16 protein-coding genes and 1 tRNA gene are annotated in these 16111 nt (G+C 35.7%); 13 read left to right on the top strand and 4 right to left on the bottom strand.

From position 1 onward, the window contains the following. The 8 genes from MP478_RS17680 to MP478_RS17645 form a co-directional block, all read left to right on the top strand. A partial coding sequence (locus MP478_RS17680) for an RHS repeat-associated core domain-containing protein (RefSeq protein ID WP_306592812.1) occupies positions 1 to 2512 on the top strand: 2512 nt, incomplete at its 5' end. Positions 2513 to 2520: 8 nt separating this feature from the next. Continuing rightward, positions 2521 to 2778: a hypothetical protein gene (locus tag MP478_RS17675; protein ID WP_257201197.1), complete on the top strand. Its 258-nt coding sequence runs from the start codon at positions 2521 to 2523 to the stop codon at positions 2776 to 2778. Between the two features lie 453 nt (positions 2779 to 3231). Then, on the top strand, positions 3232 to 3630 hold the full coding sequence (locus MP478_RS17670) for a hypothetical protein (protein WP_257201196.1): 399 nt from the start codon (positions 3232 to 3234) through the stop codon (positions 3628 to 3630). 180 nt (positions 3631 to 3810) lie between these two features. After that, positions 3811 to 4248 carry a JAB domain-containing protein gene (locus MP478_RS17665; protein ID WP_257201195.1) on the top strand — a complete coding sequence of 146 codons (438 nt, stop codon included), beginning with the start codon at positions 3811 to 3813 and terminating at the stop codon, positions 4246 to 4248. A 385-nt stretch (positions 4249 to 4633) separates the two neighbouring features. Continuing rightward, on the top strand, positions 4634 to 5128 hold the full coding sequence (locus MP478_RS17660; RefSeq protein ID WP_257201194.1) for a hypothetical protein: 495 nt from the start codon (positions 4634 to 4636) through the stop codon (positions 5126 to 5128). 158 nt (positions 5129 to 5286) lie between these two features. Continuing rightward, positions 5287 to 6006, top strand: coding sequence for an AAA family ATPase (locus tag MP478_RS17655; RefSeq protein ID WP_257201193.1), 720 nt, complete (start codon positions 5287 to 5289; stop codon positions 6004 to 6006). Between the two features lie 136 nt (positions 6007 to 6142). After that, positions 6143 to 6216 (top strand) — tRNA-Asn (locus MP478_RS17650). 328 nt (positions 6217 to 6544) lie between these two features. After that, positions 6545 to 9076 (top strand): DUF5686 and carboxypeptidase regulatory-like domain-containing protein, encoded by a 2532-nt coding sequence (locus tag MP478_RS17645; protein WP_257201192.1) that lies wholly within the window; start codon positions 6545 to 6547, stop codon positions 9074 to 9076. 333 nt (positions 9077 to 9409) lie between these two features. On the opposite strand, the gene MP478_RS17640 is transcribed toward MP478_RS17645, so the two are convergent. The 4 genes from MP478_RS17640 to rplU form a co-directional block, all read right to left on the bottom strand. Continuing rightward, positions 9410 to 9574: a hypothetical protein gene (locus MP478_RS17640; protein WP_230032807.1), complete on the bottom strand. Its 165-nt coding sequence runs from the start codon at positions 9572 to 9574 to the stop codon at positions 9410 to 9412. A 26-nt stretch (positions 9575 to 9600) separates the two neighbouring features. Next, a complete protein-coding gene (locus MP478_RS17635) occupies positions 9601 to 9768 on the bottom strand; it encodes a hypothetical protein (protein WP_230032813.1) in 168 nt (55 codons plus the stop codon). A 234-nt stretch (positions 9769 to 10002) separates the two neighbouring features. Continuing rightward, the gene (rpmA, locus tag MP478_RS17630; protein WP_047489604.1) at positions 10003 to 10260 is read right to left on the bottom strand and encodes a 50S ribosomal protein L27; all 258 of its coding nucleotides are present in this window, start codon (positions 10258 to 10260) and stop codon (positions 10003 to 10005) included. 12 nt (positions 10261 to 10272) lie between these two features. Then, a complete protein-coding gene (gene rplU, locus MP478_RS17625; protein ID WP_230032815.1) occupies positions 10273 to 10848 on the bottom strand; it encodes a 50S ribosomal protein L21 in 576 nt (191 codons plus the stop codon). Positions 10849 to 11032: 184 nt separating this feature from the next. Between rplU and MP478_RS17620 the strand changes: the two genes are divergently transcribed. The 5 genes from MP478_RS17620 (at position 11033) to MP478_RS17600 (ending at position 15990) form a co-directional block, all read left to right on the top strand. Beyond that, a complete protein-coding gene (locus MP478_RS17620) occupies positions 11033 to 11917 on the top strand; it encodes a metalloprotease (protein WP_230032816.1) in 885 nt (294 codons plus the stop codon). A gap of 213 nt (positions 11918 to 12130) precedes the next feature. Further along, on the top strand, positions 12131 to 13219 hold the full coding sequence (locus MP478_RS17615; protein WP_257201191.1) for an acyltransferase family protein: 1089 nt from the start codon (positions 12131 to 12133) through the stop codon (positions 13217 to 13219). A gap of 74 nt (positions 13220 to 13293) precedes the next feature. Further along, positions 13294 to 13872, top strand: a complete 579-nt coding sequence (locus tag MP478_RS17610; protein ID WP_257201190.1) for a tRNA-(ms[2]io[6]A)-hydroxylase — start codon at positions 13294 to 13296, stop codon at positions 13870 to 13872. Between the two features lie 31 nt (positions 13873 to 13903). Continuing rightward, positions 13904 to 14521: a DUF502 domain-containing protein gene (locus MP478_RS17605; RefSeq protein ID WP_230032820.1), complete on the top strand. Its 618-nt coding sequence runs from the start codon at positions 13904 to 13906 to the stop codon at positions 14519 to 14521. Between the two features lie 92 nt (positions 14522 to 14613). Continuing rightward, complete coding sequence (locus MP478_RS17600; protein ID WP_257189594.1) at positions 14614 to 15990, top strand: tryptophanase; 1377 nt, start codon at positions 14614 to 14616, stop codon at positions 15988 to 15990. Positions 15991 to 16111: the final 121 nt, after the last annotated feature.

Here is a 16111-nt window from a genome sequence, read left to right as displayed (position 1 = left end):
TTCTACTACCGATGGTGGACAGGCAACCAATAAGACTATTTCTTTTACTTATGATAATAAAGGAAGAGTTGTTGCCAAATCAGGAACTTCCAAAGGGCAAGCATATAGTAATAATGCTTCCTATGATCCACAAGGGAGATTATTATCATCATCTGAAAATAGCAATGGGAAATATTTTATTCAAAAAGGAATTACTTATGATGATAAGGGAAGAGTAATATCCTATGAGAAACAACTGTATTCTTCCGGTACTTTAACCAAAGTACAAATAGAAAATGTGTACAGTGCTTGGAGTGGTCAACTCTATCAGGTAAAAGATAAAACCTCAGGTAAAATTTTGTGGGAGCTGAAAGAAACCAATGCAAAAGGCCAGGTTTTAATGGGTGAATTAGGAGCAGCAAGCATTAACAATACCTATGATGCCAATGGTTTTTTAACTGGTGTTAACCATTCTTCACAGGTGAAACCCGGTATTCTTCAACTTTCCTACTCTTTTGATGCTATAAAGAATGAACTCAAAAGCAGAATCACAGGAGGAGATTTCAATATTACAGAATCTTTTGATTATGATGATAATAACCGCTTAGTCAACTGGACCAATCCTGTAACAGGTATAAAACCTGCAGTTGCCCGTAATGTATATGATGTGAAAGGAAGGATCATAGAGAACGACCAGGTTGGAAAAATGAAGTATGAAAATTCTGCTAAAATTTATCAACCTACAGGAATGACATTGAATGCAGCAGGAGCTCAAAACTATAACAATGATCTTATCCAAAGTATTTCTTATAACGAAAATAATGACCCTGTTTTTATTGATGGAATGAAAGGAGACATAGCCTTCGGGTATGGTCTTACAAGTATGAGACAAAGAGTCACTTATGGAGGTAATTTCAGTACTGATGGAGAAGGTAAATTCACCAAATACTATAGTGAAGACGGAAGTTTTGAAGTTTTAAAAGACAATATTACGGGAAAAGAAAAGCATATCCTTTATATAGGAGGAACACCGTATGAAAGCAATATTATTTATCTAAAGAATCATGATGAATCAACAGGTTCATATAAATTCTTACATAAAGATTATATTGGGAGTATCTTAGCTATCAGTGATGAAACAGGAAATAAATTGGAACAGAGACATTTTGATGCATGGGGGAATTTCACTCATCTACAAATTAAGAATAGTGCTGTAATTACTAATACTCTTGCCATTGAAGAAACCATTCAGAAATACGGATTACTGTTAGACAGGGGTTACACTTCTCATGAACACTTCTTAGAAGTAGGTATCATCCACATGAACGGAAGGCTGTATGATCCATTGTTAAGAAGATTTTTAAATGCCGATGAGAACATACAAGATCCAACCAATACCCAGAATTACAATAAATATGGGTATGTAATGAACAATCCCCTGATGTTTAATGATCCTAATGGAGAGTTTTTCCAGTTTTTAGGGCTTGGTGTTTTATTCTGGAAAGCATTAATCATTGGTGCATACATTGGATTTACATCATATATGATTACGGCAGCAATCACCAACCAGGGAGTATCTCTGGCGGGGGGATTGAAAGCTATATTTTTCGGGGCAGCTTCAGGAGCTGTCACCTTTGGAATAGGCAGTGTCTTTAGCACGACTGCCGGAGCTACCACCCAATTTGCCAAGAGCTTGGGAGATGCTGCCGTTGTTGTGAAATCTGTTGCGCATGGGGTAGCTCAAGGGGCTTTATCTTTAATGCAGAACCAGGGTTTTCAACAGGCTTTTGTTTCAGGAGCATTGGGAAGCTTGGGAGCTTCTGCTTTTGGAGAAATTGCAGGGAACGCCGCTAATAGTGTAGTAGGAACTATTGCTTTTGGTGCAACAGCAGGTGGTATAGGTTCTGAGCTTACAGGTGGTAATTTCTGGCAGGGAGCTTTGATTGGGGGTGTTGTAGCTGGGCTTAACCATACTTTGCACATGGAGAAAACTGCTTTGGAAGATAATACCTATGAAGACTGCCCCACTTGTCCTAAAAATGCCAAAAATGGAGATATGTACAGCACTAATTCTCTCTATATTTGGGAAAAGGGTTTTTGGACTTGGGATCATTTTACTACTGAGAGTAAATTGTATCGTTATCAGAACGGTACATGGAGTGAATTTAAAATGATTACAGGTACTGTACCGATTGGTCCTGCTGGATCATTTAATATATTAAAGTCTTTTAAATCTGCACTATCATTATTCAAGGGAGGAAAAGCTTTAACAAATGCTGGTCGAGCGGTTACAAAGCACCCTCAATATTTTGGATTTGGATCTACAGAAGCTTTAATGAAAGTTTTTAGAAGTCCAAGTGCTATAAATAAGTTAGGGGCAACCACAGTAAAAAATATCTTGCGTAATGGTGTTAAAACTACTGGCTCAGGAGGACGATATCCTCAAGGTTGGGTCACCTATACACTTCCAAATGGGAATGCTGCAAGTTGGACAACAGATGGAGTATTTATTGGATTTCGAGGATTAAAATAAGTAAGTATATGAAAAATAACATTAGAATAGAAGAAGTTGGAGATATTAATTCAGTATATCCCTACCTAGAAGTTTTTTTAAATGAAGATATATCTCCTTTTTTAGAGATAGCTATTAATAATAAAGAATTATCATTTAAGATTTATACTCTTGAAAAAGATATTGTATTAAGTTATGAAGAATGGACACATATCCAAAAGACAGCTAATGATTTTCTGCCACGAGTTTTAAAGGATGAAGATGATTATAATAATTATTACTCATGAACAAATTACAATATAATATAAGTGGCAAAGAGAAAAGAAGGGTTTAATCTGGAGTAGAAGAAAATGAAGATGTATCACAACTAGACGAAGTGGGTTGAGAATCGTTTAAACGAAAACCCTTCTCATATAGGGGTACAGGAAAATTTCATAAAAAAAGGCCGTTTTCACGAGTTGTGAGACGGCCTCATTTTATAATCTGACTCTTATCTTCCTAATGTTAAACTTGTTATTAGCACAAATAAATTTGGAAAAAAATTTCTAACTCCCCTTATTTTCGTTTGGGTCCCCCTATTCTGAACACCCCCACGAGTTTCGAGCGGAAAACATCCTCCACCAGTAAGAATCGAAAGAAAAATTTCGCAGGCAGTAATACAATTCAAGGTGATAGCTGATGTACTATTGCTCACAATTCTTTTGTTCCTGGTGTTTTATCTAACTCAAAAATCAACAACAATGGTAACAATTATCAACTACAAACAAAGACAAAAAGAAGACGGGACTACATTCTATATTTTAGAAGTTCAGGGAGGTATTGAAATGGTTATGAGCCAGACAACCAATCAATTCTATGCCACATCCAAAAAGGCTTCCATTACATCAACATTTGACGAACTTACTTGTCAAGCTCTGATAGGTACTCAAATGCAGGGTAGCATCATTAAACAGGAGTGTGAACCTTACGAATACACTGTTAATAACACAGGAGAAGTGATTGTACTTCATCACCGATTTGTGTACTCACCACAGGAACCAGGAAAAGAAAATACTGTTAAGCATCAGGTAAGCGAAAGCTTTGCTACTGATATGCAGTCCTTTTCAAGAAATGGAAAACATGTATTAGCAGAAGCATAACAGCTTCACTTAATATACAAAGTGCCAAAGTGCCGAATTTTTGTAAAACTTTATAATTTCAGTACCCAACATTTGCTTACTTCAAACAAAGTGGGATGAGTGGAGATGAGAAAAAAATAGTTTTCAGATATTTCGGCACTTTGTCACTTTTTTATTCTTCACCAACAAATCTACTTTATAATGAATAAGTTAATGGAAATATCTGTTACATATAATACAGGTAATCATAAAAAAATAAGGATAAACAGCCATAAGGAAGCCTACAAACTGGTTATTGAAAACTGGAACCTCGGTACTATTGAATTTCAGGAAGAATGTAAGGTAATTATGATGAATAAAGGAAACTTTGTATTAGGCATCTACAACGTCTCAAAAGGCGGTATTGACAGTTCGGTAGTAGACATAAGAATTATTTTAGCTGTAGCTCTTAAATGCAATGCTACTCAACTGATACTGGTACATAATCATCCTAGTGGAAATCTCAAACCCAGCGGTTCAGACCAAACAATAACCAAGAACTTAAAGAATGCATGTGAATTATTGAATATATCACTTTTAGACCATTTGATTATCACCAGGAACAGTTATTATAGTTTTAATGAAGAGAATAGGTTTTAAATATGCTATTTCAGTGTATTCCTGCATAGTACACAATGAATAAGTGAATTCCTGAAATTTTAATTTTTCTAAAGAACAGACTGACCTCTAATTGCAGAAATTGCAACTTTTACATCCTTACATGTTAAATTTTATTCAAAATTTCTGCTGCAACCATACTGCAACAATTTCTCTAAAAGAATGAAAACGTTTGATAAGAAATGCAAATATAAAAATAGATAAATATAATAGACTGACTGTTAATCAGAGGGTCGCTGGTTCGAGCCCAGCAGGAGGAGCCAAAAAAGACTTACAGAAATGTAGGTCTTTTTTTATTTACATACATTTTGCTTAATCCTTACACCTGATCACACAAATGTCCATAATAAATTTAAAAGTTCTTAATATGAAATCTATATTTTTAAAAAGCTTGTTTATAATAAGCACATTTTTTATACATAACTATAAGTCTCAATCCGTAAATGATTATATTATTTTTTATAACAGTATCACTCCCAAGCTTAATACTATAGCTTCTAATAAAACACAATTCTACGGACAAAATTTTTCAAAATTTTACAGTGAATTATCAAATAAATATATAACTGTTGTAAATTTATCATATGACAGCAAAACAGATACTGGTATAAAATATTACATGCTAGCATTGTATTTTTGTGATAGTAGTAGGGATAAACCAGCATTAGATAATAAATTTCAAATTCCTGTGGTTTGGATAACTTTTGAAAACGAAATCCCTCCTCAAATAAAAAATATGGTACAGGAATATAATGGAGTATGGACTAGCACTTTTACACAATTTTTTGCGAATATGAAAATAGAAAAGATTGAATTTGGGGGAATAAATGGATATAACAGTAATGATTGGTCTGCTAAATGATTGGTTCTACCGCAGCTAAAGCCAATCATCAATTAATCTTTATCAACTTTGGTAAAGATTTTTATTTCCATTTACATAAAATCCCAAAAAATGTAGGTCTTTTTTTTTTTGCATATATTTTGCTTACCAGACATTAATATTATGTAACTATATAAACAATGCCCTACTTATCCCGTATCTATTTAAAAGATAACCACCCGCAGGACTTCCCTTTCAACCTTCCTTTTTTGAGTAAAGGTTTGGATCTAAGGCTTAAAAGCAATGTTACTTTTTTCGTTGGGGAAAACGGAATCGGTAAATCGACCCTACTGGAGGCTATTGCGGAAAACTGTGATTTCAATGTGGCCGGAGGAAACCGAAACCATCATTATAACTTCCATAAAACAGAATCGGGATTATCTGAACACCTTGTTCTCTCCTGGAGTACTAAAACATCACAGGGGCTCTTCATGAGAGCTGAAAGCTTCTTCAACTTTGCCACCTATATCGATGAAGTAGCTAAAGAAGACAGCAGGGTTCTGGACGCTTATGGAGGCAAATCCCTGCACCAGCAATCACATGGTGAAGCTTTCCTGTCATTATTTCATAATCACTTCCAAAAGGGGATTTATATTCTCGACGAACCTGAGTCTGCCCTGTCGCCCCAAAGGCAGCTTTCTTTGTTATCCATCATTCACAAATTGGAGAAAGCGGGAAAAGCCCAGTTTATTATTTCAAGCCACTCTCCCATTCTGATGAGCTATCCGAATGCCGAGATCTATTTATTAGATAACAAAATTCAGCGTATCCCGTACAAAGAAACAGAACACTATCAGTTGACAAGGAATTTTTTGGAACATCCTGAGAGATATTTCAGGCATTTATTCGAAGATATCTAAAATGATATTAAAAATAAGTGAAATATTTCTTACTGAAATTCAACATATTTAGTGTAAAACCATCGATAATTGGGGATAAAACTTGACTGATATTAATATTCCTCTTATATTTGCATCACTTAAAAATAAGGAAAATTCCTCCTTAGCTCAGTTGGTTAGAGCATCTGACTGTTAATCAGAGGGTCGCTGGTTCGAGCCCAGCAGGAGGAGCAAAAAGACTTACAGAAATGTAGGTCTTTTTTTATTTTAAGCAAAGAAAACTTAGCTTTAGGGTAGCTATTCTAACAATGACAGAGAGCTCCAATACATCATTTTCACCTTAGTATAAGTCGTAAAAACTGTGACTTTTCAGCTTATATTTAATGTCCTGATTCATCACATTTTAAGCACTTAAAATTCGTATCTGATTTTTAATAATTTGTAGTATTATTTTCGTTACATTTGCGAACTTATAGGGAATAATAATTTTTTCTATTTTTTTTCTATTTTTTGAATAAACTGCATACTTTTTGTTTGTGATAATTGCTTGAAGAAACGAATGATGTTAAACAATAACCCTAAACACAATTTTTTATTTTTTTTCCTGCTTTTTACCAGCTTTTCGTTGGCTCAAAATAGAGTAAGCGGAAGAATTGTTGATGAAAAAAATAACAAAGAGCTTAATCAAGTTGATATCTTTATCAATGACAATAAAACTCCGGCGCTTACCACGACTTCCGGAAGCTTCGTTATTCAGTCTGACAGTATTATCATCAGTACATTAAAATTTTCCAGAAAAAATTATACTTCCCAAACCCTGGAGGTGACTCCTGCCACCGCTGAAAATATTTTTGTACAGCTATCACAGGCAAAGGTGAGCAGTATTCAGGAAATTGTTATCAATACCGGGAAAACCAAATACAAAAGCAAAAAAGAAAATCCTGCGTATGCTATTATGCAGAAAGTCTGGGCACGTAAAAGAAATAATGGGCTAGAAAAGTTTGATACGTATTCATATAAGGAATATGAGAAGACCCAATTCGACCTTAATAATCTGGACAGTACATTTATGAAGAAAAAAATCTTCAATAAGCTGGATTTTATCTTTGATTATGCTGATTCTACAGCAAGTGGCAGATTAGGACTTCCCATCTTTCTAAATGAAGCTGTTTATGAAAACTATGGTAAGAATAAACCCGAAAAAGACTCTAAAAGAACACTCGTTGCTCAAAAAACTTCAGGATTTCAAGACAATCAGGTCATCACCGTTTCGGCAAAGAACCTTTACCGTGAAATCAATATCTACGATAATACACTTAATTATTTCGATATAGGATTTCAAAGCCCGGTGGGATCAGATGGTTTCAGTACCTATGATTACAGCCTGGTAGACACCATTACTATTCGTGGGGAGAAAGCTTTCCACATAAGATATCAGCCTAAGAGAAAAGATATACTCGCTTTCCAGGGGAATCTTTATATAGACACAGATACCTATGCTGTTATAGGAGCTACTTTAAAATCAACACAAAAAATAAACGTCAATTTTGTCAATAGTGTTTCCACCCAGCTGGAATATGACAATCCTGATGAAAACACATTCCTACCTAAAAAGCTGGTTACAGAATTCGAAATAAGCCCTTTTTCAAAAAAGAAAGGATCTAAAAGTATTATTGCTAAAAGATCTGTAGATTATTCAAATTACGAATTCAATAAACCTCTTGACCCAGCTGTATTCAAGAGAAAAGAAGAGGAATACGAAGACGAGTTTGTCAAAAAAGATGATGCCTATTGGATGAAAGCCAGGCCTGACACATTATCCAAATCTGAACAAGGGGTTTACAACATGCTTGATCAACTTCAGCAGACTCCAAAATTCAACCGAATGGTTAAATTATTTGAAACCCTGGGCTCCCGTCATTACAATGCCTTTAAAGGGGTAGATATCGGTCCTATTTTTTCGATATACGGAAGAAATAAAGTAGAAGGAGACAGAATAAGACTGGGTGCAAGATCTTATTTCGGATTAAACGATACATGGAGAGTACAGTTTTATACAGCATATGGATTTAAAGATCAACAAGTAAAATATGGTGTTGACGCCAGGTATATGTTCAATAAACTTAACCGGTTTATGATAGGAGCAGGAACCAGCAGGGATATTGCTCAGCTGGGAGGACAGCTGACCAGTGGAGACGGCCTGACAACCGGTCCGCAATCCACCTCTACATTCTTTGCAAGAGGTGAAAACAATTCATTAAGCTCTGTAAATCAAACCAGAGTATTTGCTGCCATTGAACCCTGGAAAAACATACAATTCAGAGTAGACGGCGTAATGCAAAGCATTAAATCTGCCAACCTGGAGCTCTTTAATCTAATGTATTACAAAGACGGAAACTTAAGAAAAACAGCCAATGATTCTCATGTTACCTTCAGTATAATAGCAAAACCGGGAGCTAAATTTTCCCAGACAGGAATAGACCGATACCAGGCAAGAAACCTTGCCCCAACCATCGTTTTACGCTACACAAGGGGAATCGAGGGCCTTTTCAATGCTGATTTTAATTACGATAAGCTTCAGTTTATGCTTTCCAAACCATTCCTTCTCGGAACTATAGGTAAAACGATTGTCAATCTTGAGGCCGGAAAAAACTTTAATACCGTTCCGCTGGCATTGCAGAATATAATCCCGGCTAACCTTTCCTATGGATTGGTTCCCAACACTTTTTCACAGCTTAATTACTATGAATTCGTAGCCGACGCTTATGTTACCCTTAACCTTGAGCATCATTTTAACGGAAAAATACTTTCTTACATCCCATTGATCAAGAAATTAAAATTTAGAGAAGTTGCTTTTATCAGAGGAGCATACGGATCATTAAGTGATGAATCTAAAGCGATCAACGTAGAAGGATTCAAATATTCTGCTCCCAATGAACATATCTATTATGAGTATGGATTTGGAATTGAAAATATTGGAATTGGAAACCTTAGAATTTTTAGAGTTGATTTCAACTGGCGAGGAAATTATCTGGACAGACCGGATATCTCAAAATTCGGCATTAAAGCAGGATTTCAATTTGGATTTTAATACGATACAAATAATCCGCAGCTTCTCCGAAGCTGCGGATTATTTTTTCAATTTTATCTAACATTCATCGTGCATAGAAGACTTTGTATAAAACATCTAATGCATCTATTCATATTAACTAGTCAAAACATTCCGACAAGGTGCATGGCTCAGAAAGCATACAGTTTGACTGCTGCCATGAGTTCCATCTGCACCACTCAAAACATGATTGAAACATAGAAGGGCACGTTGCCGCGACTCCTCCACTTATTTCCTTTAAACTCTTTTTAGTTAATTTTTTCAGATTCTTCATTTCAATGTATTAATGGTTAAATCATTTATATGGTCAGCCAGCTAGCACACACAAGGCTCTTCATAAGTATTGGTGAGACAGTGTATTTTCTGCCATGCGCTCCATCCGCACCATACACTGCAAGAACTTGTGATAGGCGGGCATTTTTCTGTACCTCCCTGAATTACTTTCAAATTCTTCTTTGTCAGTTTTCTTAGATTTTTCATTTGAATGTATACTGATGGTTATGGTATTAATTACATGAACAAGACTGTTCTACATAGAATATACAACGAAATTTCTCCAGTGGAGATAACCCACACCATACGTCGCAAGATCTGATTGGTGCCTGAGGGCATGACCCGGCTCCACCATTAATTGCTTTAAGACTCTTTTTTGTTAATTTTCTTAGATTTTTCATGTTAATTAGTTTTATTTTTTGCCTACTCTATATGCTTTTCGGCTTCCGCAATTAACTTATTGTATGACATTTAACAAATATATAAATATTTCACAAGCAATAGAATATTAATCAAAATATTTTTACTCCCCCAGAAAAAATATTGCCCCAGCCCTATTTCCCAGGATGCAACAAAACAAAAAAAACCTCAGCAAATGAATGCTGAGGCTTAATTTTTATAAAACGCTTAAGTTATTATGCGTTTGCTTCTACAGATACAAAAGATCTGTTGTTTGCTTTCTTTCTGAAAACTACTTTACCATCTATTAGTGCAAACAAAGTGTGATCTTTACCGATTCCCACGTTATCACCTGGGTGGTGCTGAGTACCTCTTTGTCTAACAATAATATTTCCGGCAATAGCTGCTTGTCCTCCGAAAATCTTCACACCTAATCTTTTAGAGTGAGACTCTCTACCGTTCTTGGAACTACCGACTCCTTTCTTGTGTGCCATTTTATTATTGGATTATTTATTAAGTGCTTTAAATTGATCGATATTCTTAATGATAGCAGCATCTACTTCTTCATGAGTAAGAATATTCTTTTCTAATTCAACTTTAACTGCTTTTCCTAAGGTAATTAAAGTTTCTCTGTTCTCTTTAGACTGAGACAAGTTGTTTTTCTTTAAATGATAGTTCAGCTCGTGATCTTCACCAAAGTTAACAGTTGCGTTGTCAGAAAGAACTTCTCCTTTCACAGTTTCTTTTTTAGCAGCTTTTTTTGCTCCTGCTTCAAAACCAGTAATACCAGTGATTACGATTTGAGTTAAAGATTGTCTGTGACCGTTTTTCACTTTGTAACCTTTTCTTCTTTTCTTTTTGAAAACGATTACTTTATCAGCTTTTACGTGGTCTAGGATCTCTGCTTCTACAGTGATTCCGTTTACAGCTGGGGCGCCTACAGTGATTGCTCCGTTTACAGTAAGAAGAACTTTATCGAAAGAAACTTTTCCTCCTTTATCTCCTTTTAAACGGTTTACAAACAACTTCTGGTCTTGCTCAACTTTATATTGAAGCCCTGCTATTTCTACAATTGCAAACATTGTTTATAAAATTTTTAGTTATTTCGAGGTGCAAATATACAAATAAAATTTTAAACCCCTTACAATCAAAACAATGTTTTTTTCACAAATAGCCTATTCACTATGTTTTGAATAATTTTTTACAATAAAGTATTCATATGTAAAAGATAATTTTATATCTTCGTTTTACCAAACTAATATTTTTATGAAAAAAAACCTTAATTTCTGCTTATTAGCAGGATTTATTGCTGCATTTTCATTGACATCATGCAGCGATGACAAAATGGAAGAAACGGTAGTACCGGAACAGGCTTCAAGTGCAAAAATTGATCAGCCGGGTGATCTTGAAAAGATTTGTTATTATGTAGACAACAACTGGAACTCCACTGCAGTATTGAAAACATCATTACAAAACTCTACCGACACCAACTTCATGAATGCCCAGATGACTAAAATTGCCAGTCTTTGGGGAAGAAGCAATCCTACTCTAAGGTTTGTGGACGATCCATCCAATTACAATTCAACGTACAATGCCATTTCTTATTCTACAGGAAAAATTTATTATGGCTATGCAATCTATTATGATGCAAAATCAAAAGGCGGAGATATTGTTAATGCCATGATTCTTGCACATGAGTACGGCCACCAGCTTCAGTACATCTTTGGACTTCCTTCTGTCAGTGAAAACACCGCAAGACCAAACGAATTGGAAGCAGACGGTTTTGCCGGCTATTATTTAAGAAGACCCAATGGCTACAACAAAACCAATTTTACAGAAATTGCATCAGCCTATGAGTTCGCACAAAGCATAGGTGACTATCAGACCAATAGTCCGGGGCATCACGGAACACCAGCCCAAAGAAGATCTGCTGTACGTTTAGGATTCCTTTTAGGACAATACGATCTTAATGCCGCTAATTTTGACTATAACTTCTTCTATTATTATCAAGGCGTTTTAAATGGCACGTACAAAATGGCTAAAAACACAGTTAATCCTGAAATTGACGCATACATGAGTCAATATATTGATGAACTGAAAAAAATTCAGACCGGAGAAATTTCTGCTGAAGAGTTTAAAAATCTCAAATAACACAAACATTCACTTTTAGTATATTAAGAAAGGAGGCCGTCTCACAACTCGTGAAAACGGCCTTTTTCATGAAATTTCCTGTACTCCTATTATGAGAAGGGTTTTCGTTTAAACGATTCTCAACCCACATCCTCTAGCTGTGCTACGTCTTCTTTTTTATTCACTTGAAAAATAGCGTAAGTTTATTTACTTTTGATTCCACATCCTACAACAATGAACAGAGACCTCTATATTGATTTTGCCAAAGGACTGGCTACCCTCTCTATTATATTTATCCATACCGCTTTCTGGTCCGGGCAATTTTACATTCCGGCAGAGGTGCGGGTATTTTCTCTTGTCTTTGATGTAGCCCTTTTTTACGCTCTGAGTGGTGTTACTTCAGGAGCCAACATTGAAAAAACTCTTTACAGGCTATTGAAACTGCAGATCACGTATATGATTTTTGTAACATTCCTTTTCTTTATAGATTATTTCTTTAAAGTCTTCGGACTCAGTTTCTTTTCCTTGGAATGGCTTCAAAATTTTTATTCCACATTCGGTTCGAAATATGCCACTACCAATATTTCCACAACACCGCAGTGGCAAAATCTTGGAAACTGGTACCTCCACCAATATACGAATGCCGATACTTTCCCCGTAGTAATGGGGAGCTTCTGGTATCTGAAGGTTTATTTTATCCTGACTGTTTTTGGCGTCTTAATTTTGAGATTTTTTCCAAAGCATATCAATTGGTTGATAGGAATTTGTATTTCCTTAACCTTATTATTCAATATTTTTCCTGAATATTACCCTACGGGCCAGGTTGGCTATGTAGCATTTTATCTCTCTGTATTTTTAATAGGTAACAGAATGCGTGGAAAAAAAATTCCGGAAAAACTTATTCCTGTATTGTATATTCTTGTTGCAGGAAGCTTATTATGGATGTTCTGGTATTATGGAGGTGAGATTTTTTACAAAATAAATAAAAACAAATTCCCCCCAAAAATACCCTATATCATCTGGACATTATTTTCTCTTGTCACCTTATTTGTTCTTTATAACAGATTAAAAATTACAAAAGAAAATTTCGTTACCTACATTGGTAAAAATGCAATCTTCTTCTATTTCGCACAGGGTATCAGCTCATCCCTGGTCTATTTCCTCGTGGTTCCTTTACAGGAAAACATGCCCTGGTGGTCATTGATGCTGCTTATTTACGTTACGAATATCGTGTTGGCATTCATTATTTCTGCAGGTTTAAAAAAAATAGATACTTTAGGGTGGAATATTTTGGAATTCCTAAGGAGAAAGACCGCATCTTAGCATTTTAGAGGTAAATTTGAAATAAAATAATCATTCTTCCCTCAATTTGTTTTAATTTTACAAAAATTTATAACATGTTTAAGTTGAAACTTCCTACCGATCCAAGGTGGGCAAATATTGCAGAAGGAAACATTGAAGAAATTTTGACAGATCATGCGTGGTGCGAGCAAAAAGCAGCTACCAACGCCATTACACTGATCACAATGCTTCCGGAATATCCCGAAATAATTACAGAACTTCTTGCTATTGCCCAGGAAGAGCTGGATCATTTTAATCAGGTTCATGAAATCATCAAAAAAAGAGGCTATACTTTTGGGAGAGCCAGAAAGGATGATTATGTCAACCAATTAGCAAAATTTATTGTTCAGGGATCCAGAGATGAACTCATTATAGATAAACTGCTTTTTGCAGCAATGATTGAGGCCAGAAGTTGTGAAAGATTTAAAGTACTCACAGAAAATATTAAAGATGAAGAACTTAAAGTTTTCTATAGAGAACTTATGATATCCGAAGCCAACCATTATACTTCATTTATTGGTTTTGCAAGACAGCTTGGAGATCCGGAGACCGTAAACAGACGCTGGGAAGAATGGCTGGAATATGAGGCTGACATCATTAAATCCTATGGAAATAAAGAAACCATCCATGGGTAAAATTAAAAAATAATAGAATAAAGACGGTACATTGAAGAAACCTAGCTTTGAAAATATTGCCAACCTTTTTCTGAAGAACTTTTTTCAGGGGTTAGTTATTATAGGTCCTATCGGGCTTACTATTTTTGTGATCTGGTATATTGTCAGTGCTATTGACAATCTTATTCCGTCTCTTGCAAAACAGATCCCCGGGCTTGTTTTCGTTTCAATTATATTATTTACCGCTATTCTGGGCTATTTAGGAAATAAATTCGTGGTAGGAAGATTCTTTTTTGATACCATGGATAGTTTACTGGAGAAAACTCCGGGAGTAAAACACATTTATACCCCTACAAAAGATGTCATGTCTTCATTTGTAGGTGACAAGAAAAAATTCAACGATCCTGTATGGGTGAAAACCAATGAAAATCCTGAAATATGGAGGATTGGCTTTTTAACCCAAAAAGAAATGTCGGACGTTGATAAGCATAACTATGTTGCAGTATATCTTCCCCACTCGTATGCTATTTCGGGCTGGGTAATTGTTACTGAAGAAAAAAACATCAAACCTGTAGTAGGAATGAATGCAGCTTCTGCCATGAAGTTTGCAGTAAGTGGCGGTGTAGCCGGTTTCCACTCCGATGAAAATATATTTAAAGCCCCTGAGTAACCCCCCGCTCTCTCTTTACATATATATTGATGATTTGAAATTATTTTCAAAGCAATTTTCTTTACAAACAATTTAAAAACATACTTTAACACATGAATTTACCTTACGCGGAACCTTTCCGCATTAAAATGGTGGAGGAAATCCGCCAATCCACCAGAGAAGAAAGAGAACAATGGCTTAAAGAAGCAAATTATAATCTTTTTAACTTAAAATCTTCGCAGGTTTTCATTGATCTTTTGACAGATTCCGGAACCGGAGCGATGTCAGACAGACAATGGGGAGCCCTGATGACCGGAGATGAAAGCTATGCCGGATCCCGTTCTTTTGAACAACTGCAACATACGGTTGAAAAAATTACTGGTTTTAAATATTTACTTCCAACACATCAGGGAAGAGCTGCTGAAAATGTTCTTTTTTCAGTATTGGTAAAAGAAGGAGATGTAGTTCCGGGAAACTCTCATTTTGACACCACGAAAGGCCATATAGAAATCAGAAAAGCACATGCTGTCGACTGTACCATTGACGAAGCTTTTGACATCAATGACCTTCATCCTTTTAAAGGGAATATCAATCTTGAAAAACTGGAAGAAGTCTATAAAAGCCACCCTAAAGAAAATATCCCTTTCTGTCTGATTACTATTACCTGTAATTCTTCCGGTGGCCAGCCTGTTTCTTTAGAGAATATGAAGGCGGTAAAAAAACTTTCTGACCAATATGGAATCCCTGTATTCTTTGATTCAGCGAGGTTTGCAGAGAATGCATATTTTATAAAAAAAAGAGAAAAAGGCCAGGAAAACAGAAGTATTAAAGAGATCTGCAAAGAAATTTATTCTTACGGTGACGGAATGACCATGAGCTCCAAAAAAGACGGACTGGTAAACATCGGAGGATTCATCGCCCTGAATAACGAAGAACTTTTCAGAAAGGCTTCAAACTTCACCATTATCTTTGAAGGCTTTATTACTTATGGAGGAATGGCAGGAAGGGATATGGCTGCATTAGCTGTAGGCTTGGATGAAGCTACCGAATTCGCTTATCTTGAAAGCAGAATTTCTCAGGTCGAATATCTTGGTAATAAGCTGATAGAATATGGAATACCGGTTCAGAAACCTATTGGTGGGCACGCTGTATTCATTGATTCGTTAAATTTCCTTCCTAATGTTTCCCGTGCTGAATATCCGGCTCAGACGCTAGGACTTGAAATTTATAAAGAAGCAGGAATCAGAACTGTAGAAATCGGTACTTTATTGGCAGACAGAGATCCTGAGACACGAGAAAACCGCTATCCTAAACTGGAGTTGGTGCGCTTAGCCATCCCCAGAAGGACATACACCAACAATCATATGGATTATATTGCAGCAGCAGTCAAAAATGTATATGAGAGGCGCGAAGAAATAGCAAAAGGATATAAGATCACCTGGGAACCGGAAATTTTAAGACATTTTACAGTTCACCTTGAAAAAGCATAAAAATAAAACCGGAATTTATTCCGGTTTTTTCTGTTGTATGGATAAATTTTCATTTTTCATATAAACGGATGAAAATGTTCAACTTAAAACATAAAAAATACTATGCTTTTCATTTGAATTT

The sequence above is a fragment of the Chryseobacterium sp. WG14 genome (assembly GCF_024586945.1).
GTDB lineage: Bacteria > Bacteroidota > Bacteroidia > Flavobacteriales > Weeksellaceae > Chryseobacterium.
Note: the sequence above shows the minus strand (reverse complement) of the source record. Positions and strands in the feature narration are given on the sequence as shown.

Excerpts from the sequence above, each read along its gene's own strand:
- MP478_RS17675 (WP_257201197.1), top strand. The coding sequence starts at position 2,521 with ATGAAAAATAACATTAGAATAGAAGAAGTTGGAGATATTAATTCAGTA.
- MP478_RS17670 (WP_257201196.1), top strand. The coding sequence starts at position 3,232 with ATGGTAACAATTATCAACTACAAACAAAGACAAAAAGAAGACGGGACT.
- MP478_RS17665 (WP_257201195.1), top strand. The coding sequence starts at position 3,811 with ATGAATAAGTTAATGGAAATATCTGTTACATATAATACAGGTAATCAT.
- MP478_RS17660 (WP_257201194.1), top strand. The coding sequence starts at position 4,634 with ATGAAATCTATATTTTTAAAAAGCTTGTTTATAATAAGCACATTTTTT.
- MP478_RS17655 (WP_257201193.1), top strand. The coding sequence starts at position 5,287 with ATGCCCTACTTATCCCGTATCTATTTAAAAGATAACCACCCGCAGGAC.
- MP478_RS17645 (WP_257201192.1), top strand. The coding sequence starts at position 6,545 with ATGATGTTAAACAATAACCCTAAACACAATTTTTTATTTTTTTTCCTG.
- MP478_RS17640 (WP_230032807.1), bottom strand. The coding sequence starts at position 9,574 with ATGAAAAATCTAAGAAAACTGACAAAGAAGAATTTGAAAGTAATTCAG.
- MP478_RS17635 (WP_230032813.1), bottom strand. The coding sequence starts at position 9,768 with ATGAAAAATCTAAGAAAATTAACAAAAAAGAGTCTTAAAGCAATTAAT.
- rpmA (WP_047489604.1), bottom strand. The coding sequence starts at position 10,260 with ATGGCACACAAGAAAGGAGTCGGTAGTTCCAAGAACGGTAGAGAGTCT.
- rplU (WP_230032815.1), bottom strand. The coding sequence starts at position 10,848 with ATGTTTGCAATTGTAGAAATAGCAGGGCTTCAATATAAAGTTGAGCAA.
- MP478_RS17620 (WP_230032816.1), top strand. The coding sequence starts at position 11,033 with ATGAAAAAAAACCTTAATTTCTGCTTATTAGCAGGATTTATTGCTGCA.
- MP478_RS17615 (WP_257201191.1), top strand. The coding sequence starts at position 12,131 with ATGAACAGAGACCTCTATATTGATTTTGCCAAAGGACTGGCTACCCTC.
- MP478_RS17610 (WP_257201190.1), top strand. The coding sequence starts at position 13,294 with ATGTTTAAGTTGAAACTTCCTACCGATCCAAGGTGGGCAAATATTGCA.
- MP478_RS17600 (WP_257189594.1), top strand. The coding sequence starts at position 14,614 with ATGAATTTACCTTACGCGGAACCTTTCCGCATTAAAATGGTGGAGGAA.